This window comes from Alcaligenes faecalis (genome assembly GCF_002443155.1).
Lineage (GTDB): Bacteria > Pseudomonadota > Gammaproteobacteria > Burkholderiales > Burkholderiaceae_B > Alcaligenes > Alcaligenes faecalis.
On sequence record NZ_CP023667.1, the window covers coordinates 775451 to 802052 of the forward strand.

Genomic DNA, 26602 nt, shown 5'->3' on the forward strand with positions numbered 1-26602 from the left:
ACACAAGCGCCCCGCTCAAACAGAAGGGCACTTGCATCCCGTATCCGAACACCGCCTGCGGCAAGCAGTCTGAACCGCTCCGGATACCGGGGCAGACGAACCGAGAGGCTCACAGTGAGGTGGGGACAAGCAGCCTTGCATTGCTCATGGGGTAGTTTTTAGCAGGGCTCCAGTTGTTGACTGTTACGTGATAGGGAGCAGGAAAAGACATTTTGGCCGCAAGAAATACGGTCTCTTTTGCGTTTTTAAGGGGGCAGCTGGGCTCGACGGGCGAGTCAGGGCGCCTGGATACTGCAAGAGACCAGGGAACCCGTGCGCAGCACGGGCCGGAGACCCGCCAAGTCGAGCCCAGCTGCCCCCTTAAAAATGCTTATGCAGCCACCTTGATTCCTGCAGCCTTTAGCTGTCGTCCACAAGAAATCAGCAGTTTTTCATCCCATGAACCGACGGCAAGCCCCCAGCTTAAAACCAACTACCTACAGCCGGAATCAACGAAGTCAAACTTGCTGAGGTCCCAGTGTCTGACACTGATCCTCTTGCCCCCACTGGTGCAGACAGAGCTGTACACCTTCAATACTGATATAACCGCCACGCCGTTCTCCTTCTGAGGAGTCAGACTCCCAATCCGGTAGTACCCATCGGCGTACCGGTTCGAAGCCGGGAATGTCATGCACGGCGGGTCTATGTGTGTGGCCATGTACCATGGCGTGCACAGCGTGTGCCTCGCAGGCCGCCACAATGGCCGCAGGCTGCACATCCATGATCTCTTTGGATTTGTATTGCTTGCCGCGCTGGCTACCCGCACGGGCAGAGTCGGCAATGCGCTGGCGAAGACTTAACGGACAGGCCAGGTACAGCTTTTGCAGCCAGGGTTTGCGTACCCAATAGCGAAAGCGTTGATAGGCCAGATCGTCCAGACAATACTCATCGCCGTGTGACATCAGAATCAAACCGGCCGAGGTGTCCAAGATGACTTGATCCGGCAATAGCGTGGCGTGGACATGGCGGGCGTAGGTGTTGCCCAGCAGAAAGTCGCGATTGCCGCGCATCAGATAAAGCGGATGCTGCTGCGCAAACGTGCGCAGCGCCTCACTGACTTGAGCAAGCCAGGGGGCAGGGTGGGCAATTTGATCGTCACCAATCCAGGCATTGAAAATATCACCGCCCAGAATCAAGGCATTAACTTGATGCTGGGCGGAATGCAGAAACTGCAGGAAATCCTGGACGGTGTCTGGATTGTCCGGACCCAGATGCAGGTCCGCGGCAATCCAGATGTTGCCCGTAAGCGTGAGCTTATTCGACAAGCGTGGCTTTTTCCAGAACGACGTCCTCAACGGGCACGTCTTGGTGGAAGCCCTTGTTGCCGGTGCGCACGGTCTTGATCTTGTCGACCACGTCCATGCCTTCGATCACGCGGCCAAATACGGCGTAGCCCCAGCCATTGGCGGTAGGAGCGGTGAAGTTCAGGAAGTCGTTGTCAGCCACGTTGATGAAGAACTGAGCGGTAGCCGAGTGCGGGTCGGACGTGCGAGCCATGGCCAGGGTGTACTTGTCGTTCTTCAAACCGTTGTCGGCTTCGTTCTTGACAGGAGCGTTGGTCGCTTTTTGCTTCATGTCGGCCTCAAAGCCGCCGCCCTGGATCATGAAGTTGTTGATCACACGGTGAAACACGGTGCCGTCGTAAAAACCGCTGGACACGTAGTCCACAAAGTTGGCTACGGTGTTGGGGGCTTTTTCTGCGTTCAGTTCGATCAGGATGGTGCCCTGGTTCGTCTGCAGTTGGACGCGTGGAGAGGTGCTCATAGAAGTGCCTTCAGAAGAAGTGGAAGAATCTGCTGCCATGGCCGGACTGCTCATCATAGGCATAGCCATACAGGCAGCAATAAGCAGGGTGCGCAAGCTGCGAGCCTGATCACACCATTGAAATGTGCTTGCAAACATAAGATAGGGATAACCCAGTCAAGGAAAAATCTTATTGTTGCAGAATTTGGCCAGTTTGTTGCGCACGCTGGGCTGCTTTGGACACACCACTGGCGGCGGCCTGACGGTAAGTGTCATTGGCCAGCATCAGTTGGACTTCACCCATATTGGCGCGAGCCAGCGCATAGGATGGATCGGCGGTCAGGGCCATTTTCAGGGCTTCCAGGGCCAGGTCCAGCTTGTCCTGCGCAATGTATTCAGCCGCCAGATTATTCCAGGGCTCGGGCAGCTCCGGGTAATAGGTGGTCATGTTCTGGTAGAGGCTGATGGCGCCATTGTGGTCACCACTGGCCGACAGGGCGCGTGCTTTCAAAAACAGCAGTTGCACATTGGCACCGGGTTCGCCACGGTCCTCGCGCTGCGCCAGCTGTTTTTCAATAGCCTGCAAGGCGTCGGCATGACGACCCTGGGCAATCAGGGTGCTGATGCGCTGGCTGACCTCAGCGGCGCTAAGCGGCAAAGACGTATCAACACTGGGGGCGAGAACGTCCAGGGCACGGGCCAGACCTTTCCAGCCACGTTCAGGTTCGGGGGCGATATCCAGCAGGGGATCGTTCACTCGCGCGCTGGACGGGGGCGAATCGGGCAGGGATTGGGCGCTCACGGTTTGACCCAGGGCCAGAAAAAGGGCCAGGGTGCAAGGAGCGAGAAACCGAGTCCGTCTAGGTGTACTGAACACAGAGGGGGCGCCTATAAAATCTGGCTTGAAGACCAGGAAGGTTGGTAGATTGCTGCCTTTAACGAGGTCTGCTTGCTATACTTATTGACCATCATTCTAACCTTGCCTCTTGCCGGGCGGGAAATACGGAACCTGATCCAAGGGCAATTGTTCTGGCACAAGGTTCCGATTTTATGACGATTACAGGCCATGTTGCGCATTTATAACTCGTTGTCACGCTCTAAAGAGGTGTTTTCTCCGGTTGAACCGGGCCACGTACGTATGTACGTCTGTGGCATGACGGTGTACGACTTCTGTCACCTGGGACACGCTCGTATGCTGGTCAGCTTTGACATCGTGCAGCGCTGGTTGCGAGCAAGCGGCTACCGCGTCTCCTATGTGCGCAACATTACCGATATTGATGACAAGATCATTCGCCGTGCCGTCGAGCGCAAGCAGTTGATGTCTCAGGTGACGGACTTCTATATTGCAGCCATGCATGCCGACGAAAAGGCGTTGGGTGTGCAAAGCCCCGATTCGGAGCCGCGCGCCACGCAGCACGTGCCCGATATGCTGGGCATTATTGCCAAGCTGGAAGAAAACGGCCTGGCTTATCAGTCCGAAGACGGTGATGTGAACTACGCGGTGCGTCAGTTCCCCGGCTACGGCAAGCTGTCGGGTCGCTCTCTGGATGATCTGCGTGCCGGTGAGCGTGTTGCCCTGAACTCGGCCAAGCGTGACCCTCTGGATTTTGTGCTGTGGAAGTCGGCTAAAGAAGACGAGCCCGCTGAATCCAAGTGGGAATCCTCGTACGGCCTGGGTCGTCCAGGCTGGCACATCGAGTGCTCGGCCATGAGCAAGGCACTGCTGGGTCTGCCCCTGGATATTCACGGCGGTGGCCCGGACTTGAAGTTCCCTCACCACGAAAACGAAATTGCCCAAACAGAAGGTGCCTTTGGCGGCCAGCTGGCCAATGTCTGGATGCACTGCGGTCCCCTGATGGTGGACTCGGAGAAAATGTCCAAGTCCCTGGGCAACTTCCGTCGCATCCGCGATACCGTGGCGCCCGAAGGTCTGGCCGACGAGGAAAGCAGCTACATCGCCAACCCGCGTGAAGCTGAAATGCTGCGCTTCTTTATTGTGCGCAATCATTACCGCAGCCTGCAAAACTACGCGCCGGACAATCTGCGCGATGCCCAGCAGGCTCTGGACCGTCTGTACCAGACCCTGCAACACGTTCCTGCCGCCGACGTTCAGATCGACTGGACGCAAGGCCCGGCCTTGGCTTTTGCCGAAGCCATGAATGACGATTTCAATACGGCTGGCGCTATTGCCGTTCTGTTTGAACTGGCTGGCCAGGCCAACCGCGACAAGGATGCGCAGGCCGCCGGTTTGATGCGCGCTCTGGGTGGCGTGATTGGTCTGTTGCAAGTGGACCCGGCCGTCTACTGGCGCGCCAGCACACGTTTTGGTCAGGCGGCCAGCGTGGCCGGCGCCGACTCCTTGAGCGATACCCAGATTGATGAGCTGCTGGCTGAGCGCAGCCAGGCCAAACAGAACCGTGACTTTGCGCGCGCCGACGCCATTCGTGAGCAGCTTAAAGAGCAGGGCGTTGAGCTGGAAGATCGGCCAGGTGGAGCAACACAATGGCGCAGGGCCTAAGCGGCGTTCAATCCGGCCCGCAAGTTCGTTTGGTGGGCAAACCTGATTACTGGGACGACGCGTGCGCCCAGCTGATGAAGCGCGATCGTATCCTGCGCAAACTCATCCCCCAGCATGGCGACTACTGGCTGCAACATCAGGCTCCGGCTTTCACCACTCTGGTGCGTTCCATCGTGGGCCAGCAACTGGCCTCGCGTACGGCGGACCAGCTGTGGCGCAAGCTGCTGGACGGTTGCGGTCAGGCTCTCTCGCCTGAACTGATTCTGGAACTGGGTTACGAGGCCTTGCATGGTTTGGGCTTGCCCAAACGCAAGGCCGAATACATTGTTGATTTGGCGACTCACTTTGATGCTCGTAAAATCGACCCCCAGGCATGGCAGTCCCTGTCTGACGAAGCCGTTATTGCGGACCTGTGCGCCATTCGTGGCGTAGGTCGCTGGACGGCAGATATGTTTCTGATTTTCAACTTGCACAGACCCGATGTTCTCCCCTTGGATGATGCGGGCCTGCTCAAGGCAATCTCTCAGCACTATTTCAGCGGCGAGCCGGTATCTCGGTTCGAGGCGCGTGAAGTTGCCCAAGCGTGGGCGCCGTGGTGCACGGTGGCTACCTGGCATCTGTGGCGCAGTCTGAACACAGTTGCGGTACGATATTAAATTAGGCCTAAACCTTAAGAACCGACATGCGAAATACATTCCTGGAATTTGAGCAGCCTTTGGCCGAGCTCGAAGGCAAAATCGAAGAGCTCCGCTATGTGCAATCTGATTCCGCTGTGGATATTTCAGAGGAACTCAGCCGTCTGCAGCAAAAAAGCCAGACGCTGGCCAAGAACATTTACGCCAAGCTCACGCCTTGGCAAACGGCCCTGGTTGCTCGCCATCCACAACGTCCATATACGCTGGACTATGTAAACCAGATCTTCTCGGACTTCCACGAGCTGCATGGCGATCGCATGTACGCGGACGACCTGGCAATTGTGGGTGGTCTGGCTCGTTTCAACGGCACGCCTTGCATGGTCATTGGTCACCAGAAAGGTCGTGACACCAAAGAGCGCGCCCGTCGCAACTTCGGCATGCCGCGCCCTGAAGGCTATCGCAAGGCCCTGCGCCTGATGCATCTGGCTGAAAAATTCGGTATCCCCGTTTTCACCTTTGTGGACACCCCCGGTGCCTACCCCGGTATTGGTGCGGAAGAGCGTGGCCAGTCCGAGGCAATCGGTCATAACCTGTTTGCCATGGCCAAGCTGCGTGTACCTATCATCTCCACCATTATTGGTGAAGGCGGTTCGGGCGGCGCTTTGGCAATTGCCGTGGGTGACGTGGTCTCCATGCTGCAATACTCCACCTACGCCGTGATCTCGCCCGAAGGTTGTGCCTCGATTCTGTGGCGCAGCGCGGACAAGGCTCCTGTGGCGGCTGAAGCCTTGGCCATTACCGCACCCCGTTTGAAAGAACTGGGTCTGGTCGATCGCGTGATTAACGAGCCTATCGGTGGCGCGCATCGCGACCCCACCATGATGGCGCGTCAATTGGGCCGTGCCCTGGCCGACGCCTTGCGTCAGGTCTCGGGCCTGAGCACCGAACAACTGCTGGCGCAGCGTATGGAACGTCTACTGGCCTACGGTCGTTATCAGGAAGTTCGTGCCTGATCCATTGCCTTCCAGTCAGCTGGGGGGCTTTAGCCCCTCACCCCCGCTGCTGGAGGCGCTTAACCATCACCTAAGTTTCAAAAGCGGCGATAGCGTCGCTGTCGCCTTAAGTGGTGGTGCGGACTCGGCAATGCTGGCGGTACATGCCCATCTTTGGGCCAGCCGCCGCAAAGTCACACTTCATTTTTTTCATATCCATCACGGCCTGCAAGCCATTGCCGATCAGTGGCAGGCGCACGTGCATGACTTGGCTGCGCGTTTGCAGCGACCCTGTCACAGCTTGCGGGTCCAGGTGCAATCCCGCCGTCTCAGCGCGGATGGCATGGAATCTGCCGCACGTGATGCCCGCTATCAAGGTCTGGCTGAACTGGCGCATTTTATTGGCTTGCAGCATGTGCTGCTGGCCCATCATCAGGACGATCAGGCTGAAACCGTTTTGATGCGTTTGCTGCGAGGCACGGGCACAACCGGCCTGGGTGCGATGGCCCCCCATATGCAGCGCGATGATCTGAGTTACTGGCGACCCTGGCTGGAGCAGCCCAGGGCACTTATTCTTCAAGCCAGTGAACATTTTGCGGCGGCCACAGGCTGGCACGCAGTACAAGACCCCACCAATACCAATCCTGATTACACCCGTGGCGCGGTGCGTGACTTGCTCACGCCTGTGCTGGATGCGCGCTGGCCGGGTTGGCAGAGCCGTTTGCAAAGACAGGCTCACCTGAGCCGTGAAACGCAGGAGGTCCTGGACAGTGTGGCCCGTCAGGACTGGCTGGGCCTGGAGCCGGATGAAACCGGCCGCAGCTTCAGTCTGAGCGCCTGGCGCGGTCTGGAACCGGCCCGGCAAAGCATGGTGATCCGTTATTGGTTGCAGGAGCAGGGCGCCGGTTTGCCCACGCATGCCCGTCTGGCAGAGCTGCTGCGCCAGCTGCGTGGCGTGCATGCCCAGGGCCATGACAGAAATTTGATGTGGAAGCATGGACCAAACCTGATCCGCTGTGTGCGCGGTCGGGTGCAGATCGAATCTGCCGGTTCAGGCGAGCAGCAAGCCGGCCTGAAGGCCGATCAAGCAAGTAAGTAAGTAGTTTGGGGTGGCCTGTGGCAGGAGCGTGGGCTATGGTGTTGAGTCGACAAAGTATGTGTTTTTTTGCGTGCGCATGTGGTAGAGCCTGCGCTTGGGGCACAGAAAGTCGTTAGAATAGTTGGGTTTTGTGTCTATCCCAGACCTTAGCCCTTTGATGCAGAGTAAAAGATGTCCCTGATCGTACATAAATATGGCGGCACGTCGATGGGCTCGATCGAGCGCATCCAGAATGTGGCGCGTCGGGTTGCCAAATGGCATGCCGCCGGGCACCAAGTGGTGGTGGTTCCTTCGGCCATGTCCGGTGAAACCAACCGTTTGCTAGGCCTGGCCAAAGAACTGAGCATTCAGCCTGATCCGCGTGAGCTGGATATGCTGGCTGCCACGGGCGAACAAGCCAGTAGCGCTTTGTTGGCCATGGCTTTGGCTGCCCAGGGCGTTCCCGCCCGCAGCTATGCCGGTTGGCAAGTTCCAGTCAAGACCGACAATGCCTACACGCGTGCCCGCATTAGCTCTATTGATGACACCCGTATTCGCCAGGATCTGGACGCAGGCCGTGTGGTCGTTGTGACTGGTTTCCAAGGTGTGGATGAAGAAGGCAATATCACGACCCTGGGTCGTGGTGGTTCGGACACTTCTGCGGTGGCTGTTGCCGCTGCCATGAAGGCCAGCGAATGCCTGATTTATACCGATGTGGATGGTGTCTACACAACTGACCCGCGCGTGGTGCCAGAAGCCCGTCGCATGAAAGTGCTGTCCTTTGAAGAAATGCTGGAAATGGCCTCTTTGGGCTCCAAGGTTCTTCAAATCCGGTCCGTGGAATTTGCGGGCAAGTACAAGGTGCCTGTGCGCGTCTTGTCCTCCATGACCGACCCCATGATTCCGCTCGAAGAAGAAATGTCTTCGGGCACGCTGATTACTTTCGAGGAAGACCAAAAAATGGAAGCTGCCGTTGTCTCTGGCATCGCCTTCAGCCGTGATGAAGCCAAGTTCACCCTGCGTGCCGTTCCTGACACCCCAGGCGTGGCCTATTCCATTCTGGGCCCCATCGCAGCGGCCAACATCGAAGTCGACATGATTTTGCAGAACCTGTCGGTTCAGGGCACCACAGACTTCTCCTTTACCGTTAGCCGCAACGACGCGCTGCGTACCAAGGAATTGTTGATGAACCAGGTCGGTCCTGCTGTGGGCGCTGGCGAAATCGTGTTTGACGAAGCCGTTTGCAAAGTGTCCATCGTCGGTATCGGCATGCGTAACCACGCTGGCATCGCCAGCTCCATGTTCCGCGCCTTGTCCGAAGAGGGCATCAACATCCAGATGATCAGCACCAGTGAGATCAAGACCTCGGTCATCATCGCTGACAAGTACATGGAATTGGCGGTACGTGCTCTGCACAAGACGTTCGAGCTGGATCAGGAAAAATAATCCCTTTTGCTATTTGCATTGGTTTTTTATAAATGCTATAGTAGCTTCTTTCCTAGAGCTGGAGACGTGGCCGAGAGGTTGAAGGTACTCCCCTGCTAAGGGAGCATACGGCTTATACCCGTATCGAGGGTTCGAATCCCTCCGTCTCCGCCAGCTGGAATTAAATTAAGCCCTTGTTTTCAAGGGCTTTTTTTATTGTCTGACGCTTGGCGTGGACAGTGATCGGGTGCGTTTTCAATTCCATCCTGGTTCAGGCAAGCCCCTGATTTGGGCGTTGCCAGCGTCAAGCAGACAGGTCTTGCGCCTTTTCAGTGACAAGAACAAAAAAATAATTGTTACTTTTTCATCTCAGCCGGTTCAGACGAAGTAAACCTCTGACCGTTGTCGGCAGGCCTGTTTCAAACGGCATGTATTTTCAAAGCGCAAGGCTTTTCAATACAAGATTGTTGAGGATTGAAAAGGCTGTGTCGTTTTTGGCACAGGCAAAGAAAAGCAGTCTCTCCCATGCTTACAATCGACGAATGTGTTTTACGTCGTTCAAGACGGGTAGTCTTGTTTTTTAGGGCGAGCGATGATTAAACGAGTCCTCTGTATCTGTAGCATGGCCTTGATGGGCCTGCCTTTCTTGGCATCGTCAACTGAGCTGGCATTGGATGACCAGGTCGTGACTCGTTATGTGCAAAGCCTGGGCGAGATCTTGCCGGTGCTGCAAACCGTAGAGCGTAGCGAGCCGGTATGGGATGGTGGTCTGCCTGATGGTTTTCCTCCCATGCTGGAGGTGGACCAGGTCGAGCGTGGTTCGGAGATTTACCGTCACTTGAACAATCTGGCGCAAAAGCACGGCTTTGCTGGGCTGGGGCAATGGGACGCTGTAGGGCGCCGTATTTGGCTGACCCGTCTCTATATTCAGGAGCGTGAAGATCTGGACTCGGTTTACGAGCAGCTGGATGCTCTGGAAGCCGCCTTGCGTGATAACGCTCGCCAATACTCCACGGCCGAGCTGGAGCAGTTGATGCGTACTTTTCAGACCAGCAAAAATCATATTCTGCGCTTGATTGCGACTCGCAACGATGTGCCCCCCGTGCAGGCTCATCTGGCGGAGCTGGACGCTGCGCTGGCTTCCTTGGAATAGTCAGGCAAGCCGCTTTTTTATTTCCCAAGACCTCACAATGGCGTCCGTTTAAGTTTTGTTACCAGCAATACTGTCCATTTGTCATATTTTGACGCTTCTTTTCTGAGCGTGACAGAAGGAATCGGGGATAATTGCGCTCTGATTGAAATCTAGTGGGAAGATTGAAGCGTCATGCGTATCATCTTGATTTTGTTGGGGGCCGCTGTGCTGGCCTACCTGATTGCCAAAGGCATACGGCAACTGATGGTGGAACGTCGTCAATTAAAAGACCAGACGCGTCAGCCACATAAAGGAAGCCGTGATGAGCACTGATAAAAATCCATTTACGAAACTGGCTGCTAAAACAAAGCCAGAAGGTGGCACTACCAGCTACTCCAAGGGACTGGGTTTCCTTGGGGCTGCTGTGGTTATTTTCCTGATCCTGATCGTAGCCTCCATGGGCTCGTTCCTGCAGGTAGACCAGGGTGAACGTGGCGTGGTGCTGCGTAACGGTAAACTGGTCCGCGTGGCTGACCCAGGTCTGGACTTTAAGGTCCCGTTCTTTGATACGGTACGAAAGATTTCGGTACGCGATCACACGGTTCGCATGCAGCTTGAGGCGTACAGTTTTGACCAGCAGTCTGCCTCCATGGTGGCCTCGGTAACGTACCGCGTACCTGAAACCGATGTGGCCCAGCTGTACTCCGAATACGGTTCGCTGGAAGCGCTGGAGGCCCGTTTGCTGGAGCGCAAGGCCCTGGACGTGATCAAGAACGTGTTCGGTAAATACACCGCCGCTCAGTCCATCCAGAATCGTGAAAAACTGGGTGCTGACATTAATGAAGCCATGCGCGTGACTCTGGAATCGGCTCCTTTGCAGATGATGGGCGTGCAGGTCGAGGAAGTGTCTTTCTCCAAGGCCTACGAGCAGTCGATTGAAAACCGCATGCTGGCCCAGGTTCAGATTGAAACCACCCGCCAGCAAAAAGAAACCGCTTCCATTCAGGCTGAAATCCAGGTGGTTCAGGCTGAAGCCGAAGCCCGCGCTCAGCGCGAACGCTACATGGCCGAAGCTGACGGTATTCGCCTGCGTGGTGAAGCCGAAGCCAAGGCAATTTCTGCCAAGGCTCAGGCATTGGCTCAGAACACCAATCTGGTCAACTTGAATGCTGTGGAGAAATGGGACGGTAAACTGCCAGAAAGTCTGGTTCCCGGTTCCGCCATGCCATTTATTGGACTGCGTTAATTTAGTAGCAGTAGCTGGCCTGAACAGGTTTTCTTCGGTAGCGTTACGGCATACGTAACGCTACCGTTTGTTTTTCCAAGGAGTGACGGATGAATGATGAAATGAACCCGGTCCCACAAGGTGGGGGTACAAACCAGCTGGTCAGCCTGCGTAATCTGACGCTAATCAATTACGCCCTGTACATCCTGTCCATGTTTGGTGGCATTACTGCGCTGGTCGCCATCATCATCAATTACATCAAGCGTGATGAGGTTCGCGGCACCTACCTGGAGTCGCACTTTGATTGGCAAATCCGTACCTTCTGGTGGGGCTTTGTGGGCGTGGCGCTCTCGTTCTTGCTGATGGCAATTCTGGTGGGTTTTGTGACCATCGTAATTGTGGGCGTATGGATTCTGTACCGCCTGATCAAAGGCCTGCTGGCCTTGAATGACGGCAAGGCCATTGCCTGATCAGACAGGCATCGAGTCTGATTGAACCAGGGCCCGCATACTTTCGCGGGCCTCTTTGGGCGGCACACCAAAGTGCTGCCGAAATGCCCGGCTGAAATGGGCAGAGCTGCTGAACCCCCAGTGGTAAGCAATTTCCGTGATGGTCTTGTTGTGGTGGGCCAGCCGGCGCAAATCCTGTTCAGCGCCTTTCAGGCGCATGGACCAAATCCAGTTTGTCAGTGAATCGGCTTCGCCCTCCCAGGCGCGATGCACGGTGCTGGCCGTCAGGCTCAAACGTTTGGCAATCTTGCCTATATTCAGCTCCGGGTCGCGCAGATTTTCCAGCACATAGGCTTTGATGCGGTCGCGTCGGACAGACCCCGTATCGTCGCTTAAAGGCAGGCTGCCCAGATTTTCTGCCAGCGCAGCGACCAGAATACCGACCAGGCTGTCGGCAAGCGACAAATCTACAATTGGGCCACCGGAGGGTGGGCAGTCCATCAGTTCGCTGACCATATGGGAGAGCAAACGTGCCGTGCCGGATTGGGCGCTGGTGATTTTGCAGGCCGTCATGTCCTCGGCATTGTGTAAACGCTTGCGCAAGATGGAGCCGGGCAAAGAAAGCACATACTGCTCGAAGTCATGGTCAAACAAGAGCTGATAGGGGCGGGTGGAGTCGTACAGGGCCAGGTCACCAGGTTTCAGGTGAGCGGTTTTTTCGTCCTGAACCAGTTTTCCCGCTCCGGCCACCTGAATGCTGAGCAGAAAAATATCCTCGGATGCTCTGGAAATTTGCAAAGGCGTGCGCAGTACCGTCTGTGTGGTCGAGGTGATATGGGAGAGGCTGACGGCCGCCAGCTCACGACGCGTAATGGCTCCGAAGAAAGGGGCGCTGGAGCGGGAGGGAACGGCGCATTCCAGTTGCACATAGGCCTTGTTGACGGCCTCCATCCAATAGGGTGCGCGCCGGGTAGCGGGAATTGCCGTGGTGGACCATTGCTCCATTGATGACCTCTCCGTCTTGGTTCCAAAGGCTGACGGCAGGGACTGCGATCAACTGGACTGACTAAGTATCAGGCAAGATCTCTGGTTTGAGCCAGACCAGAAAGGGTGACAGGCGACGATAATTTCCGACCAGGACGAAGCGGATGCGGGATCGGGGACGCAGAAGGAATCAAGACCCGGACAGTTTGCCCGGGCCTTGTCATCTTTTGGGGTCAGGACGGTTCTTGCACCAGTAGCGTATCCGAGTCCTGAGTCTGGCTGACGGCGACGGGCGCAGCCGTACTTTGCACGTGCGGCTCGGGAGCTTCTTCCTGGATCACGCTTTTGGAATGCACCCGAGTCATGGGCTCACGGTGCCCCAGGTCCAGTACCAGACGGGTGGCCTCGGGTTTGGAGTAGTGGCCCACAGGGTCGTTGATCGCCTTGGCGAAGGCAATTTCTTCCATGTTCAGATCGGCAATGATCAGGCCTTCGGCATCGTGTGGCAGGTAGGGAGCCAATGTGCGTCCGTCCGGCGCAAAAATCATGGAACTGCCGCCGCCCACTTTCAGCAGGGAGGCGTTGTGTTCACCTACTTCCAGCATGTCCAGTGTCTCCTGGGTGACGACACTGCTGGCGGCGATGGTAAAGCACTGGCCTTCAACCGAATAGATTTGCGAGGCAGCCATGTTCACCTTGGCGCTGAGCGCATGGGCCTGTTCGCTGTACAGCGAAAAGGACGGCCAGGCGGCAATGTGAATGGCTTCGTGCTGGGAGTACAGCGCGTACTTGCTCAAGGGGGACAGGTGCTCCCAGCAGCACAGGGCACCGACGCGGCCCAGCTCGGTGTCGGACACAATCAGATCTCGGGCATAACCTTCACCAAACACGGTGCGCTCAACATGTGTAGGTTTGAGTTTGCGACGCGACCACAGCATCTGGCCCTTGTCGTCGATCAGGCATTGGCCCAGGTAAAGGCTGCCGCCGCTGCGCTCGCTATAACCCAGTGCGATGAAAATACCCAAGGTCCGTGCGGCCTGGGCAATGCGTTGAAACTCTGCACTGTCCAGCGAGAGCGAGTTGGCATAGTAGCGGGCACTGTATTTCAGCGACCAGGCCGGTGCGCCCAGCCAGACGTGGAAGGGATAGCCGGGCAGCCAGGTTTCACCAAACACGATCAGGTCACAGCCCTCATCGCGGGCCTGACGAGCCAGCTCAATGGTTTTATCAACACCCGTTGCCAGATCGTAGTTGGGAGAGGCGGCCTGTACGGCGGCTGCCCGGACGATTTTTCTTGTCTGCATACATCCTCCTTGTCGCGGTATCCGCGATCCTGATCGCCAGACCGCGCTGCTTACCGAGCCCGGTCGTCTTGGTTTGCGTCAGTGTAGGAGGGGAAGGTGGCGATGAATTGACTGACAGGCGCAGGATGCTTGACTGGGAGTCGCAAGCAGGGGGAGCGGGAGTCCCCCATCCTGGCCTGGCCGTCCGTGCAGTGAACAAGAGGGTTGGGGGCTGCCTGGCTTAAAGCGCGAAGCTGTATTGCACCGTCAGCCCCATGCCCACGACCCACAGAATCAGGGGGATGGGGCGCATCAGCAAGCCGGGAATGGTGCGCAGAATAAAGCCGATCAGGCGGGTGAACAGCCAGAGCAGGGGCGGCGATTGATCTTTTTCCTTCATGTAGAGGATGCCTTGCGACAGCAAAAAGGACTGCGACAAGTAGGCGGCGTAAAACACCATGCCCAAGGAAAAAGCCAGCCAGTAATACAACATGCTCATAGGATGCAAAAAGAAAGAGTACGGCGCATTATATCGGTCTGTAGCAGCTATGATCGTATTTTTGGCCGGACCTGGGGCCGGCTGCGGGTGCAGGCTTTTTGTACGAGGCAGGTATGCAAAATATTTATTCTATTGATGGGCTGGTGCCCGTGGTTCATCCCACGGCCTATGTTCATCCTACCGCTGTACTGATTGGTGACGTCATTATTGGTGAGGGCGTGTATATCGGCCCTCTGGCCAGTTTGCGAGGGGACTTCGGGCGCATCATCATGAAGGCCGGCTCCAATATTCAGGACACCTGTGTTATTCACGGCACGCCTTATCAGGACACGGTGGTGCATGAGGATGGCCACGTTGGGCACGGCGCAGTGCTGCACGGCTGCGTCATTGGCCGCAATGTGCTGGTGGGCATGAATGCGGTCGTCATGGACGCGGCGGACATCGGTGCAGACAGCATTATTGGTGCCATGGCCTTTGTGAAAAAAGGCATGCAGGTGCCTCCTCGCAGTCTGGTGGCGGGTTCCCCGGCTACGGTGGTCAAGGAACTGGATCAGAAAGCCATTGATGGCAAGTTCTTCGGTACGCGCATGTACCAGCGTCTGGCCCAGCGTTCCCTGGCAACGATGCAGCGCGTGGAGCCGTTGACGGAAGTGGAAGCAGACCGTCCGCGTTTGCGTGAAGACCAGATTTATCCAGTGGATAAATAAGGCAGCACAGTCTTTCTCCAGGCTTGTTGCTTCCCGAGCGCAAAGCAGTTTTGGAGCCGGTCTGAAAGTGCTTGGGATACGTCACCAGGCAGCAGTTTTTGCCCACGTATTTCAGGTAATAAAAAACCCCTTGAAGGCCGGATGAGAATCCGGCATCAAGGGGTTTTTCCATTCAGTGCCTAATAGCGGGCGGGTGGGGCAGGCTCACCACGCATCGCTATTTAGCTCTGAATTACTTCAGCTTATTTGCCAGCCGCAGCCAAAGCCTGTTTCCAGGCGTCGATCACTGTTTCGTACTCGGCAGCCGCCTTCAAAGGATCGATGTTGGCAATCTTGATTTGATCCAGGTTAGGCAGTTTGGTCAGCTCGGCCACATTGATGTCATTGCGGGTAGGACGGCGGAAGTTCTCTACCAGTTCGGCTTCCTGGACTTCTTTGGACAGCAGAACGTCGACCAGTTTGCGAGCCGCTTCCTGGCCGTTCTTGGGGTTCTTGATCACGGCCACGCCCTCAGGGGCGATGAAGGTACCGTCTTCAGGGTAGATCAGCTCAATGCCTTTCTGACCACCGGCCACGTAGGCGTAAGCTGCGTATTCCATGGTCACGCCCAAGGGGTACTCGCCGTTGGCCACGCTCTTGTAGACCTGGCCCGAGCTCTTGGACACGATGACGTTGGCTGCCAGCTTTTGCAGGCCTTCAGCACCGTACAGTTGGTAGATGCCGTAAACCTGGTCGTACGCACTGCCCGAGGATGCCGGATCACCAATGATGACCTTGCCTTTCCACTGAGGATCGAACAGGTCAGCCCAGGTCTTGGGGGCGGCCTGGCCTTTCAGTTGGCGCTCATTGGCCATGATGACCATGACGTGGGCGTTGGAGCTGGTCCACAGGCTGTCCTTGCCGTGGAAGGCTTCAGGAATGGCCTTGTTCTCGGGCGATTCGTAGGCTTCGAAGTTTTGCTGGAAAGCGGCCATGGTGCCGTAGCCAGTGCCCCATACCACATCGCCCAGCGGGTTTTGTGCTTCGGCTTCGATACGCTTCATCAAGGCACCAGCGCCCGAGGTCACTTGTTGAATGGACAGGTCAGAAGCGGTCTTGCGAGCGATTTCCAGCGCCGTGTCAATGGTTTGCACATTGTTGGGCGTGTACATCACGGCATTGGCGGCCATGGCGGCACCGGACAGGGACAGGGCGCCGACACTGAGGGAGAGTGCCAGACCAGTTTTCAGAAAACGTGTAGTCAGCATAGTGAGCCTTTTTAGATTAGCGGCTGGAAAACAGATCCAGCTTGAGAAAACGGATAGCCAGATAAATCGGCACCAGAATCACGACCATCAGGATCACCCCGTAAGCCGAAGCGCGGGCCAGAAAGCCGGCGTCGATCTGACGGAACATCTGGATGGGCATGGTCTCCATACCACCGTAATACAGCACGATAGTGGCGGAAATTTCAGCCAGCGAAGTGACCCACATCAGGATGGCCGCGCCCAGAATGGCGGGTTTCATCAAGGGCAGAACCACTTTGAAGAAACTCTGGAAGGGGCTGACACCCAGGTTGATGGAGGCCTCTTCGATAGAGTCGGGAATGTTGTAGAGCGAGGCCGAGGCCGAGCGAATGGAGAAGGGCACTTTACGTACAAAGTACGCACCGGCCATGATGACCCAGGTGCCGGTCAGCACCAGCATGCCGCTGTTGTAGGTCTGGATCAGGGCAATACCCAGCACGGTGCCGGAAATGGCCAAAGGCAGCATCACCATATAGTCCAGGGCTGTCACCACGAACAGGCGCTTTTTCACGATCAGGTAACTGCACACAGTCGCAAAGCAGGTGCCTGCGATGGTCGCCACACTGGCCAGCATCAGCGAGTTCAAGATGGGCTCGGGGGCGTAGCGCAGGGCACGCTCCATATTGTCCAGGGTGAAGGTGCCGTATTGCATGACCGGGCCGCTGGCTTTGGTGAAGGCGCCAATCAGCACGATAAAGGCGGGGATCAGTGAGAAGGTCACAAACAGCACCGCACCCACGGTCAGCAGGATACCGGCCAAGCCTTGGGCACGAACCGGGCGCGGGGCGCGGCCTTGCTGCATCTGGAAGGTCTTGCGCTCCAGTACCCGTTTTTGAATGAACAGCACCGCGCCGACCAGAATCACGGACACCACGGCCAGCACACCTTGCATGGTGGGGTTGCCGCTCATCTCGGACAGGAAGGTGGTGTAGGTCAGGGAGGACAGCACATCCACCTGACCACCCAGAATCATGGGGATGGAGAAGTTGTCCACGGCCAGCGTGAACACAATCATGGCATTGACCAGCAGGGCAGGCATCAGCACCGGGAAGGTCACACTAAGCGCACGCTTGAAGTTGCTGGCACCCAGGTTCACGGCCGCTTCTTCCAGCGTGCCATCAATGGCCTTGAGGGCAGCCAGCATGCCGATATACACATAGGTGTAATCGTTCAGGATCAGCACGTAGGACATGCCGAACCAGCCATAGAAACTAGGCAGATCAATACCGATGCTTTCCAGCGCCAGACGCACTACGCCGTTATTGCCCAGTAGCATCAGCCAGGCCTGCGAGACGATGATGTCCGGTAGCACGATGGTGGTCAAAGGCAGGATCGCCACAATGGCCTTGCCGGGAAAGTCGTAGCGGGCCACCACATAGGCCAGCGGGGCGCCCAGCAGCAAGGTGCCGATAGTGGAGATCAGGCCCAGCTTGATGGTGTTGAAAAAGGCTTCAACATAGCGCGGTTCGCTAAAGAAAGTTTCAAAGCCATGCAGGCTGGGCATGCCCGTTGCCGGGTCGATAATGCTTTGATAGAACAGAGAGGCGAGAGGCCAGACAACCCAGAACACCAGCACCACCAGACAGACCAAGGCGGGCAGGAACCAGGGAGAACGAAGGGCCAGGGGTCTTGCAGCAATAGCCATGGGTCTTACGCCTCGACCAAACGACATTCAGGGCTGAAGCTCAGGTTTACCGAGCCGCCTGCCGACAGATGCGGGTCCTGGGCAGCGGCAACGTCAGCAATAATTTGTTTGCCGTCGCTTAGCTTCAGGCTGTAGGCCGTTTTGGTTCCCAGATACTGGCGCGCCACAACCTGGGCAGGAATGCTGCCGGCCTGGGCTTCAGTATGCAGGGTGATGTTTTCGGGGCGCACTGCCAGCAGCACTTGGCCGACGGGGGGCGGATTGTTCACCAGAATGTGTCCACCCGCAATGCTGACGGTGGTGTGACCGTCCTCTACATGCACGCCCAGGGTGTCGATCAGATTGGCTGCGCCAATAAAGTCGGCGGCATAGGCCGTGCGTGGTGCGGAATACATGGCTTCGGGGGTATCGAGCTGGTCGATACGGCCCTGGCGCAACAAGGCAATGCGATCCGACATGGACAGGGCTTCTTCCTGGTCATGCGTCACGAAAATAGCCGTAATGTTGGACTCCTGCTGCAATTCGCGGATGACCTGACGCATTTGAATACGCAGCTTGGCATCCAGGTTGGACAGGGGCTCGTCCATCAGCAGGACACGGGGCTCGATCACCAGGGCGCGGGCCAGGGCTACGCGCTGGCGCTGGCCGCCGGACAGCTCGGCCGGGTAGCGTTGGGCCATGCCACCGAGTTCCACGCGGTCCAGAATATAGGCGACTTTTTTCTTGATTTCGCTACTGCTGACCTTGCGTACCCGCAAGCCGTAAGCCACATTGTCAAACACGGTTTTATCGGGGAACAGGGCGTAGTCCTGGAACACCATGCCGGTTTCGCGCTTGTGCGCGGGCAGGTAGGTAATGTCTTCCTTGTCCAGAAACAGGCGGCCTTCATCGGGAATGATGAAACCGGCAATCATGCGCAGCAGCGTGGTTTTTCCGCAGCCACTGGGCCCTAATAAAGTGAAGAACTCGCCATGCCGGATTTGCAGGCTCAGTTCATTGATGATGGTATTGCTGCCGTAGCGTTTCACTACGTGATCGATGTGGATTTCTGCCATGGGGATAGATCAGCCTGGGACTGAATAGTGCAGGTAAACCGCGTATCAAGGGGGCGGTTGCCTAGGCTTTTAAAAGAGGTGGCTCAGCGGCCATTGGCGACGCAAACATCACCCTGGCGTGAACACGAACATTAATTACAAGTTAATGACAAGTTTTATAAGAAGTTGCTATCTTAGCAGCAGGCCAATGCTTGTAGTTTTAATTATCAGGCGTCTAAGTCCCTGGCCAAGGCTGATCTGCTCAGTGTTACCCGACAGGCAAGCAAAAAAAATTCCATAGAACAAGCATCATATTGCGATAATCAGGTGGTAGTAATGTGTCTTGCTTTTTCGTCTAAAGCGGTCTAGTGCGGCTTGGGGTTTCTTGTGTCAAATAAAGGCCCTTATAGTGAGTTCAAAAAAGAATGACCGGTTCCTGCGAGGGGCAGGAGTGGGAGAGGGAAACAACAGGGCGGATTTCTATCCTGTTTAGGCAGGCCTGCCACGGGCCTGTTCATGCACATCCGAATTTATAGATGGTGTTCCGGTGTTGTGGGAAAACACATACCGGGCCGGAAAGGTTGTTGGGTCGTTTCCCGCTGGGGGCAGACTCACCCGTCCGGGTACTGCACGTCGTCAGAGATCGTAGAAGTTAGTTAATTAACTGGAGATTGAAGATGCGACTGGGTGTACTAAGCCCCCGGGGGACCGGGGAAAAGAGGGTAGCGGCCACGCCCGATACCATCAAGGCTTACCGCAAGGCGGGCCATGATGTGATTATCGAGGCGGGTGCCGGACAGGGTATTGCCAGCTCGGATGCTGATTACGAGGCAGCAGGGGCAACGATAGGGGATCCCTATCAAGCCACCGTGCTGCTGGTAGTGGGCCCGGCTGATGTGGATTCGGCGCGTTTACGTGCCGAGCATGTGGTCGTCGGTATGTTGGACCCTTACGAGAGTGAGGGTCTGGACAGGCTGGCTTCTTCGGGCTGCCAGGCATTCGCCCTGGAGCTGATCCCGCGTACCACGCGGGCGCAAAGTATGGACGTTCTGTCCTCGCAGGCCAATATCGCGGGTTATGCCGCAGTGCTGAAAGCAGCCACCTTATATCCCCGATTCTTTCCCATGATGATGACCGCGGCGGGTACCGTCAAAGCGGCTCGTGTTGTGGTGCTGGGCGCGGGGGTGGCCGGTTTGCAGGCGATTGCGACGGCACGTCGTCTAGGGGCCGTGGTAGAAGCCTCCGACGTGCGTCCTGCCGCGCGTGAGCAGATCGAGTCCCTGGGCGGCAAGTTTATTGATGTGCCCTACGAGACCGACGAAGAGCGCGAAGCGGCGCAAGGGGTAGGCGGCTATGCCCGTCCCATGCCCGCTTCCTGGTTGCAACGGCAGGCGGCGGTGGTGGCGGCACGTTGCGCCCAGGCCGACGTCATCATTACCACGGCCTTGATTCCGGGGCGCCCCGCCCCGCGTCTGATTGCCGAAGAAGTGGTGCAGTCCATGCGGGCAGGTTCGGTCATTGTTGACTTGGCTGCGGCACGTGGCGGTAACTGCGCCCTGACCGAAGCCGACCAGATTGTGGAGAAACATGGCGTGACCCTGGTGGGCGAGACCAACTTCCCGGCCCGTGTGGCGGCGGATGCGTCTGCCTTGTATGCACGCAATATTCAACAGTTCCTGGGCTTGATGCTCAAGGACCAGTCTGACGAGCTGCATATCCCTGCGGACGACGACATTGTGAATGCCAGCCGTGTTGTACAGGGTGGCAAACGACTCTTTCCACAGCAGGGAGCCTGACGCCATGGATATTATTTCTCCCCTGGTCATTAACCTGATCATCTTTGTGCTGGCCATTTACGTGGGTTATCACGTGGTCTGGACAGTAACCCCCGCTTTGCACACGCCCTTGATGGCGGTGACCAATGCGATCTCGGCCATCATTATTGTGGGCGGGATGCTGGCCGCGGCGCTGACCGAAAGCCCTTGGGCCCAGGCGATGGGCATTATTGCCACCGCGCTGGCCTCGGTAAACGTGTTTGGTGGTTTCCTGGTAACCCGCCGCATGTTGGAAATGTTTAAAAAGAAGGGCGCTAAAAATACGCCCAAGGAAGGGCAGTCATGATTTCCATGAATACCGTTACCTTGTGCTATTTGCTGGCCTCGGTGTGTTTCATTCAGGCCCTGAAAGGCTTGTCGCATCCGGCCAGTTCGCGTCGTGGCAATCTGTTCGGCATGGTGGGGATGGCCCTGGCCATTGCCACCACGGCCGTGCTGATCTATAGCCTGGCCCCTGAAGGCAAAGAGCTCTCTGGCCTGCTGCGGGTTTTGATCGGTCTGGTGATTGGTGGCGTGCTGGGCACCGTCATGGCACGCCGTGTCGAGATGACCAAGATGCCGGAACTGGTGGCCTTCATGCACAGCATGATTGGTCTGGCTGCGGTAGCCATTGCGATTGCCGTGGTGCTGGAGCCGGTGGCCTTCGGGATTGGTTCGGCCGAGGTGGCGCTGCCCATGGGTAACCGTGTGGAGCTGGCTTTGGGCGCGCTGGTCGGTGCCATTACTTTCTCTGGTTCGGTGATCGCGTTTGGCAAGCTGTCGGGCAAGTACAAGTTCCGACTGTTCCAGGGCGCACCTGTCACCTTCAAAGGTCAGCACATACTGAACCTGCTGCTGGGTCTGCTGGCCCTGGCTTGCGGCGTGATCTTTGTGATGACTCAGGCATGGTGGGCCTTTGGTGTGCTGCTGGCCTTGTCCTTCCTGCTGGGCGTGATGCTGATCATCCCGATTGGCGGGGCAGACATGCCCGTGGTGGTGTCCATGCTGAACAGCTATTCGGGCTGGGCGGCAGCAGGGATTGGTTTCTCCCTGAACAACTCCATGCTGATCATTGCCGGTTCGCTGGTGGGCTCCTCCGGTGCGATTCTGTCCTACATCATGTGCAAGGCCATGAACCGTGCCTTCTTCAACGTGATTCTGGGCGGTTTTGGCGCCAATCCGGAAGCCGCTTCCGGTGGCGCGGACCAGGGCAGTCGTTCGGTGAAATCCGGCAGTGCAGAAGATGCCGCTTTCATGATGAGCAATGCCGAGTCCGTGGTGATTGTGCCCGGTTATGGTCTGGCCGTGGCCCGTGCTCAACACGCCTTGAAAGAGCTGTCGGACAAGCTGACCAGCCAGGGTGTGAATGTGCGCTACGCCATTCACCCGGTCGCTGGCCGTATGCCCGGCCATATGAACGTCTTGCTGGCCGAGGCAGAAATGCCTTATGAGCAAGTCTTTGAAATGGACGACATCAATAGCGAGTTTGCGCAGACCGATGTGGTGCTGGTTCTAGGCGCTAACGACGTGGTCAACCCGGCCGCTAAAAATGATCCGGCTTCGCCGATTGCAGGCATGCCGATTTTGGAAGCCTACAAAGCCAGAACCGTGATCGTGAACAAGCGTTCCATGGCTGCCGGTTATGCTGGTCTGGATAACGAACTGTTCTATATGGACAAGACCATGATGGTGTTTGGTGATGCCAAAAAGACCATTGAAGATATGGTCAAGGCGCTGTAAGACCTTCGGGTTTTTGCGCCGGCAGTAAAAAGCGCTCTGGTTCCTTGCGGGCCAGAGCGCTTTCTTGTTGGGCAAAGCGAATTTAGAACTTGGGGCCGGAACGCAATTGCTCGCACATCTGCAGGCGCTGCTCGGCAGTGGCTTTTTGCAGATCCTGACGGCCACGGTCCAGACCTTGTTCAAAGGCCTTGTCAAAGTCCTCGTCATTCAGGCCCATGCTTTGAATGGAAGACTTCTGCTGTTTTTTCATCTCTTGCAGTTGATCTTGGCTGTAGTCACCGCAAACTTCGGCGGCAGCGTGCATGGCTCCGCCCATTTGTGCCAGCTGAATGGCAGGGCCGCTATCCTGGGCGTAGCTATTGGCACTGGCCAGAAGGAGGGCCGCTAAAGGCAAAAGAAGTTTTGTGCGCTCAAACATGGTCAATCCTGTCGATTAAGAAGAGGTCCGCGCAGACCTTGCGGGCTATTCGGAGCAGGCAGGGCCTGTCTGGCGGAAGTCGCTACTTTACACTGCTTGTCTCCTTGCGGTTGAGGCCGCAGGGGCAGGAAAGTGCAACAGAGATTGTGCCCGGTTCTGGGTGATGGAGGTTTGATCTGCTTGTGGGCAAGCCGCGGTAGGCGAGACAAAAGCAGCAGGGAAAGAAAAAGCCCTGATGACGATGTCATCAGGGCTGATCTTTTCAGAGTCTCATCCATTGGGTTTGACCCCACGAGTTCTAACTCTGGTTGTTGATTTCAATAAAGAAAGCAACTTGAATATGGCGCGGCTGGCAAGATTCGAACTCACGACCCCTTGGTTCGTAGCCAAGTACTCTATCCAACTGAGCTACAGCCGCTAAAGAAGTGAAACTATAGCAGACTATTTATACGCATGACAAGCCTAAAAAGCATTTTTCTTGAAATTAATGTGAAATTTTTCTGAAAAACCCGGAAAACGAGGCTTTGAAGGGGCTTGTGAAGCAGCGTGAGGCATATTTAACCCGACATTTTGTAGTGTCTTTAAGCCACGGTGTTTACGATCGCATTGAAGCAAGAGTGATGACTTGCCGGTTCGGGCATAGAAGCATTAATCTTCGTGGCGGCTGCGCCAAACTCAAACGTGCTGATGCCGCTGCTCATCAATTAGTCAGAATTTAATAGCACTGGGAGTGACAGGCATGGTTCCATTCGGTTTAAGTCCAGCACAGTTTCAGCTACGTTATAAGCGTTGTCTGGAACGTGCTTCCAAGCACTTCATCACCGAGCTACGCAACTTGTTTACTTTGCCTGTGCCGGACAGCGTGGTGGATGCCGAGGTGCAAATCTTCTTTGGTGAGGATGGCCTGGAAACCCCGTCGGCATGGATTTACTACCGCGGCGAGAATAATAAAGTAGATAGCAGCGACCCTTCCATTTTTCCCGGTAGAGCCCTGGAACTGTCTCTGGGTTTGGACAAGATGGATGCCTTCCACGAAGACTATTTCCTGGACGAAGACTTTGATGGGCTGAGCATCGCGGCTAACGCCACAAAAGCCTGGTTTGCAGAATGCTGGTGGAAAGCGGGTGGATGGAGCTATGCCGTTCCCGTGACGGTATGGGTACACGATGGTTTTGGGGACGGTGAGGGTATTGAGTTGTCAGAAAGGCGATAAGGCTGTGCAGGAGCAGTTCCTGTCTACATAAAGAGCCACTATTGCTCGTTCTATTTCTGCGTTCCAGCCTGCTCGTATTGCTGTTGTGGGTGGTGCCCGGCAGGGTAGTGGGTCTTTTTCCTGCCTGTTGTCCGAGAGCAGAAAGCAAAAAAGCCATTTCCGAAGAAATGGCTTTTTTGCTGAATATGGCGCGGCTGGCAGGATTCGAACCCACGACCCCTTGGTTCGTAGCCAAGTACTCTATCCAACTGAGCTACAGCCGCTAAAGAAGTAGAAATATAGCACGGCTATTTTTACTTGTCACCAAAATATCAACAAATTTTACTGAAATCGCCTTTTTTTATGGTTTTCGGGGGCGGCGGGCAGGCTGTAAAGCCAGAGACGGCAAGGCGTGCAGCGGGAAAACAGTGAATCTCTTTATTTTTGGTCTTTGGGGGGGCATCTTGGTGGTCTTTTGGGCGCGCCAGACAGAAACTTCGAACAGTCTGCCCCGGATGACTTGCCCCACAGGGCACAAAGTCGCATTATTACGCCATTGTTTTGGAGCCCAATGTAATGGATCTGTCGAAAATTACCTGCACTGAAGATTTCCGCCTGGCGGCCAAACGCCGCGTGCCCAAGATGTTTTATGACTACGCCGACTCCGGCTCCTGGACGCAGGGCACGTATCATGCGAACGAGCAGGATTTTCACAAACTGAAATTCAAACAGCGCGTGGCTGTGGACATTGACCATCGCAGTCTGAAGACCAAGCTTCTGGGCCAGGATGTTGCCATGCCCGTGGCTATTGCCCCTACCGGTCTGACCGGCATGCAGCACGCCGATGGTGAAATGCTGGCGGCTTTGGCCGCACGGGACTTTGGTATTCCTTTCACCCTGTCCACCATGAGTGTGTGCTCGCTGGAGGACGTGGCCCAGGCTACCCGTGCCCCGTTCTGGTTTCAGCTTTATGTGATGCGTGATCGCAGCTTTATTGAAAACCTGATTGCGCGTGCCAAAGCGGCTAATTGCTCGGCCCTGGTGTTGACCTTGGACTTGCAGGTCTTGGGCCAGCGTCACAAGGACATCAAGAATGGCCTGACCACGCCTCCACGCCTGACGATTCCTAATTTGCTGAATCTGGCGACCAAGCCGTACTGGTGCCGCAATATGCTGCGCACGCATCGTCGCAGCTTTGGCAATATCGTCGGCCACGCCAAGGGAGTGTCGGATCTGCGCTCCTTGTCGACCTGGACTGCCGAACAGTTCGACCCGAGCCTGAACTGGAAAGACATCGAGTGGATCAAGAATGCCTGGGGCGGGAAGCTGATTGTTAAAGGCATTATGGATGCGGACGATGCGCGTTATGCCGTGGATAGCGGGGCTGATGCCTTGATCGTGTCCAATCACGGTGGCCGTCAGCTGGATGGCGCACCATCCTCAATTTCCTGCCTGCCTGCGATCAGCAAGGCGGTGGGTGACAAGATTGAAGTACTGGTCGACGGTGGTATTCGCAGCGGTCAGGATGTACTGCGTGCCCGAGCCCTGGGAGCCCAGGGGGCCATGATAGGCCGTGCTTTCCTGTATGCCTTGGGTGCAGCAGGTCAGGCCGGTGTGGCCCGTTTGCTGAAACTGATGGCGAATGAACTGGACGTGTCCATGGCCTTTTGCGGTCGTACCGATATCAATCAGGTAGACCGCTCCATCTTGCTCAATCCCGATATTTTTGATCGCCCCGGTTACTGAAGACCGATATGCAAGGGCCCTGGCTGGACGGGTAAATGACCTCGTCCGTGGGGCCCGTTCAGATCCAGCACCGGGCCAGCCGGCACAATACCCGTCGGGTTCAGATGGCGGTGACTGCTGTAGTAATGGGTCTTGATGTGATCCAGGCTGACCGTGCTGGCCACGCCAGGCATTTGGTACAGCTCCAGCATGTAGTTCCACAGATTCGGATAATCAATCAGACGGCGCAGATTGCATTTGAAATGGCCGACATAGACCGGATCAAAGCGAATCAGGGTAGTGAACAAGCGCCAGTCGGCCTCGGTCAGTTGCGTGCCAGTCAGGTAGCGCTGCTGGCTCAGGCGAGCTTCCAGCCCGTCCAGACTGTCGAACAGCGCATGAACTGCCGTGTCGTAGGCGGCTTGTGAGCGGGCAAAACCTGCTTTGTAGACCCCGTTATTGACGGTGTCATACACATGGGCATTGATCTTGTCGATTTCGCCCAGCAGCTCGGCAGGTGCCATATCCAGGCTGCGCGCGCCCAAAGTATCAAAGGCGCTATTGAAAATGCGCATGATCTCGGCCGACTCGTTATTGATGATCGTGCCGCGCTGCTTGTCCCATAGTACGGGCACGGTAATGCGCCCTGTGAATTGCGGGTCTGCCTTGGCATAGAGCTGATGCAGGAATTGAGCATCCATGACCGGGTCTGGCACCACGCCCTCCGCCGGTTCAAAGGTCCAGCCCTGATCGCCCATGATGGGGTTCACCACCGACACTGAAATCAGCTTTTGCAGCCCCTTTAATTCGCGCATGATCAGGGTGCGGTGCGCCCAGGGGCAGGCCAGCGAGACATATAGGTGATAGCGATTGGCCTGGGCAGGCTGCGCCGCCTGTCCGTCCGGGCCGGGGCCGCCGTCGGCGGTAATCCAGTCCCGGAAGGCAGACTGGGCACGTTGAAATGTATCGGACTGAGTGCTGCTGACAGGCTCTTTGCTATGCCATTGTCCATCTATCATCATGCCCATCTGTGTACTCC

26 protein-coding genes and 3 tRNA genes are annotated in these 26602 nt (G+C 56.4%); 16 read left to right on the top strand and 13 right to left on the bottom strand.

Features of this window, described 5'->3' with window-relative positions; all coding sequences use genetic code 11:
* Nucleotides 1-497 precede the first annotated feature (497 nt).
* From CPY64_RS03565 to CPY64_RS03575, 3 genes are all read right to left on the bottom strand, one after another.
* Nucleotides 498-1304 (bottom strand): UDP-2,3-diacylglucosamine diphosphatase, encoded by an 807-nt coding sequence (locus CPY64_RS03565; RefSeq protein ID WP_042483965.1) that lies wholly within the window; start codon nt 1302-1304, stop codon nt 498-500.
* The gene (locus CPY64_RS03570) at nt 1294-1803 is read right to left on the bottom strand and encodes a peptidylprolyl isomerase (protein WP_045931048.1); all 510 of its coding nucleotides are present in this window, start codon (nt 1801-1803) and stop codon (nt 1294-1296) included. The genes CPY64_RS03565 and CPY64_RS03570 overlap by 11 nt, the downstream gene beginning before the upstream one ends.
* A gap of 169 nt (nt 1804-1972) precedes the next feature.
* The gene (locus CPY64_RS03575; RefSeq protein WP_223254082.1) at nt 1973-2584 is read right to left on the bottom strand and encodes a tetratricopeptide repeat protein; all 612 of its coding nucleotides are present in this window, start codon (nt 2582-2584) and stop codon (nt 1973-1975) included.
* Between the two features lie 264 nt (nt 2585-2848).
* Between CPY64_RS03575 and cysS the strand changes: the two genes are divergently transcribed.
* The 10 genes from cysS to CPY64_RS03620 all read left to right on the top strand — a co-directional run bounded on the left by cysS (nt 2849) and on the right by CPY64_RS03620 (nt 11257).
* Nucleotides 2849-4300, top strand: coding sequence for a cysteine--tRNA ligase (gene cysS / locus CPY64_RS03580; RefSeq protein WP_042483967.1), 1452 nt, complete (start codon nt 2849-2851; stop codon nt 4298-4300).
* A complete protein-coding gene (locus CPY64_RS03585) occupies nt 4285-4956 on the top strand; it encodes a DNA-3-methyladenine glycosylase family protein (protein WP_042483969.1) in 672 nt (223 codons plus the stop codon). The genes cysS and CPY64_RS03585 overlap by 16 nt, the downstream gene beginning before the upstream one ends.
* A gap of 26 nt (nt 4957-4982) precedes the next feature.
* Nucleotides 4983-5948, top strand: a complete 966-nt coding sequence (locus CPY64_RS03590) for an acetyl-CoA carboxylase carboxyltransferase subunit alpha (protein ID WP_042483971.1) — start codon at nt 4983-4985, stop codon at nt 5946-5948.
* A gap of 130 nt (nt 5949-6078) precedes the next feature.
* Nucleotides 6079-7026: a tRNA lysidine(34) synthetase TilS gene (gene tilS, locus CPY64_RS03595; protein ID WP_042484443.1), complete on the top strand. Its 948-nt coding sequence runs from the start codon at nt 6079-6081 to the stop codon at nt 7024-7026.
* A 171-nt stretch (nt 7027-7197) separates the two neighbouring features.
* On the top strand, nt 7198-8451 hold the full coding sequence (locus CPY64_RS03600) for an aspartate kinase (RefSeq protein WP_042483973.1): 1254 nt from the start codon (nt 7198-7200) through the stop codon (nt 8449-8451).
* A gap of 60 nt (nt 8452-8511) precedes the next feature.
* Nucleotides 8512-8604 (top strand) — tRNA-Ser (locus tag CPY64_RS03605).
* A gap of 418 nt (nt 8605-9022) precedes the next feature.
* Nucleotides 9023-9583 carry a hypothetical protein gene (locus CPY64_RS03610; RefSeq protein ID WP_226791327.1) on the top strand — a complete coding sequence of 187 codons (561 nt, stop codon included), beginning with the start codon at nt 9023-9025 and terminating at the stop codon, nt 9581-9583.
* Between the two features lie 171 nt (nt 9584-9754).
* Entirely contained in the window at nt 9755-9895 is a 141-nt protein-coding gene (locus tag CPY64_RS19090) for a hypothetical protein (protein WP_022983530.1), read from the top strand.
* Complete coding sequence (locus CPY64_RS03615; protein WP_080723737.1) at nt 9885-10808, top strand: prohibitin family protein; 924 nt, start codon at nt 9885-9887, stop codon at nt 10806-10808. Before CPY64_RS19090 ends, CPY64_RS03615 begins: the two co-directional genes overlap by 11 nt.
* 89 nt (nt 10809-10897) lie before the next feature.
* Nucleotides 10898-11257: a DUF4870 family protein gene (locus CPY64_RS03620; RefSeq protein ID WP_042483981.1), complete on the top strand. Its 360-nt coding sequence runs from the start codon at nt 10898-10900 to the stop codon at nt 11255-11257.
* Here the strand turns inward: CPY64_RS03620 and CPY64_RS03625 are convergent, their stop codons facing one another.
* The 3 genes from CPY64_RS03625 to CPY64_RS03635 form a co-directional block, all read right to left on the bottom strand.
* Nucleotides 11258-12241 (bottom strand): AraC-like ligand-binding domain-containing protein, encoded by a 984-nt coding sequence (locus tag CPY64_RS03625; RefSeq protein ID WP_042483984.1) that lies wholly within the window; start codon nt 12239-12241, stop codon nt 11258-11260.
* Between the two features lie 212 nt (nt 12242-12453).
* The gene (locus CPY64_RS03630; protein ID WP_042484030.1) at nt 12454-13524 is read right to left on the bottom strand and encodes a nitrilase; all 1071 of its coding nucleotides are present in this window, start codon (nt 13522-13524) and stop codon (nt 12454-12456) included.
* 220 nt (nt 13525-13744) lie between these two features.
* Nucleotides 13745-14002 carry a hypothetical protein gene (locus tag CPY64_RS03635; RefSeq protein WP_042484033.1) on the bottom strand — a complete coding sequence of 86 codons (258 nt, stop codon included), beginning with the start codon at nt 14000-14002 and terminating at the stop codon, nt 13745-13747.
* Between the two features lie 113 nt (nt 14003-14115).
* Here CPY64_RS03635 and CPY64_RS03640 point away from each other — a divergent pair, with 113 nt between their 5' ends.
* Nucleotides 14116-14709, top strand: coding sequence for a phenylacetic acid degradation protein PaaY (locus CPY64_RS03640; RefSeq protein ID WP_035271432.1), 594 nt, complete (start codon nt 14116-14118; stop codon nt 14707-14709).
* A 242-nt stretch (nt 14710-14951) separates the two neighbouring features.
* Here CPY64_RS03640 and CPY64_RS03645 read toward each other — a convergent pair whose 3' ends face one another.
* The 3 genes from CPY64_RS03645 to CPY64_RS03655 are packed head-to-tail and all read right to left on the bottom strand — an operon-like array spanning nt 14952 to nt 18695.
* Nucleotides 14952-15956 (bottom strand): extracellular solute-binding protein, encoded by a 1005-nt coding sequence (locus tag CPY64_RS03645; protein ID WP_042484039.1) that lies wholly within the window; start codon nt 15954-15956, stop codon nt 14952-14954.
* A 16-nt stretch (nt 15957-15972) separates the two neighbouring features.
* Nucleotides 15973-17640, bottom strand: a complete 1668-nt coding sequence (locus tag CPY64_RS03650) for an ABC transporter permease (RefSeq protein WP_080723738.1) — start codon at nt 17638-17640, stop codon at nt 15973-15975.
* Between the two features lie 5 nt (nt 17641-17645).
* Nucleotides 17646-18695, bottom strand: a complete 1050-nt coding sequence (locus CPY64_RS03655) for an ABC transporter ATP-binding protein (RefSeq protein ID WP_042484043.1) — start codon at nt 18693-18695, stop codon at nt 17646-17648.
* A 656-nt stretch (nt 18696-19351) separates the two neighbouring features.
* Between CPY64_RS03655 and CPY64_RS03660 the strand changes: the two genes are divergently transcribed.
* Genes CPY64_RS03660 through CPY64_RS03670 form a run of 3 tightly spaced genes read left to right on the top strand, consistent with a single transcriptional unit; the run spans nt 19352 to nt 22228 of the window.
* The gene (locus CPY64_RS03660) at nt 19352-20470 is read left to right on the top strand and encodes an NAD(P) transhydrogenase subunit alpha (protein WP_042484046.1); all 1119 of its coding nucleotides are present in this window, start codon (nt 19352-19354) and stop codon (nt 20468-20470) included.
* Between the two features lie 4 nt (nt 20471-20474).
* Entirely contained in the window at nt 20475-20795 is a 321-nt protein-coding gene (locus CPY64_RS03665; protein WP_009457776.1) for an NAD(P) transhydrogenase subunit alpha part 2, read from the top strand.
* Nucleotides 20792-22228 carry an NAD(P)(+) transhydrogenase (Re/Si-specific) subunit beta gene (locus CPY64_RS03670; RefSeq protein WP_096917373.1) on the top strand — a complete coding sequence of 479 codons (1437 nt, stop codon included), beginning with the start codon at nt 20792-20794 and terminating at the stop codon, nt 22226-22228. Before CPY64_RS03665 ends, CPY64_RS03670 begins: the two co-directional genes overlap by 4 nt.
* Nucleotides 22229-22310: 82 nt before the next feature.
* On the opposite strand, the gene CPY64_RS03675 is transcribed toward CPY64_RS03670, so the two are convergent.
* Nucleotides 22311-22646 carry a hypothetical protein gene (locus tag CPY64_RS03675; protein ID WP_052362925.1) on the bottom strand — a complete coding sequence of 112 codons (336 nt, stop codon included), beginning with the start codon at nt 22644-22646 and terminating at the stop codon, nt 22311-22313.
* A gap of 341 nt (nt 22647-22987) precedes the next feature.
* Nucleotides 22988-23064, bottom strand: a tRNA-Arg gene (locus CPY64_RS03680).
* 321 nt (nt 23065-23385) lie between these two features.
* Between CPY64_RS03680 and CPY64_RS03685 the strand changes: the two genes are divergently transcribed.
* Nucleotides 23386-23859, top strand: a complete 474-nt coding sequence (locus CPY64_RS03685) for a hypothetical protein (RefSeq protein ID WP_042484052.1) — start codon at nt 23386-23388, stop codon at nt 23857-23859.
* 186 nt (nt 23860-24045) lie between these two features.
* On the opposite strand, the gene CPY64_RS03690 is transcribed toward CPY64_RS03685, so the two are convergent.
* A tRNA-Arg gene (locus CPY64_RS03690) sits at nt 24046-24122 on the bottom strand.
* A 292-nt stretch (nt 24123-24414) separates the two neighbouring features.
* Between CPY64_RS03690 and CPY64_RS03695 the strand changes: the two genes are divergently transcribed.
* The gene (locus CPY64_RS03695; protein WP_009457768.1) at nt 24415-25584 is read left to right on the top strand and encodes an alpha-hydroxy acid oxidase; all 1170 of its coding nucleotides are present in this window, start codon (nt 24415-24417) and stop codon (nt 25582-25584) included.
* Here the strand turns inward: CPY64_RS03695 and CPY64_RS03700 are convergent.
* The gene (locus tag CPY64_RS03700) at nt 25578-26591 is read right to left on the bottom strand and encodes a glutathione S-transferase family protein (RefSeq protein ID WP_042484056.1); all 1014 of its coding nucleotides are present in this window, start codon (nt 26589-26591) and stop codon (nt 25578-25580) included. The two genes, CPY64_RS03695 and CPY64_RS03700, sit on opposite strands and share 7 nt — an antisense overlap.
* Between the last annotated feature and the right edge of the window lie 11 nt (nt 26592-26602).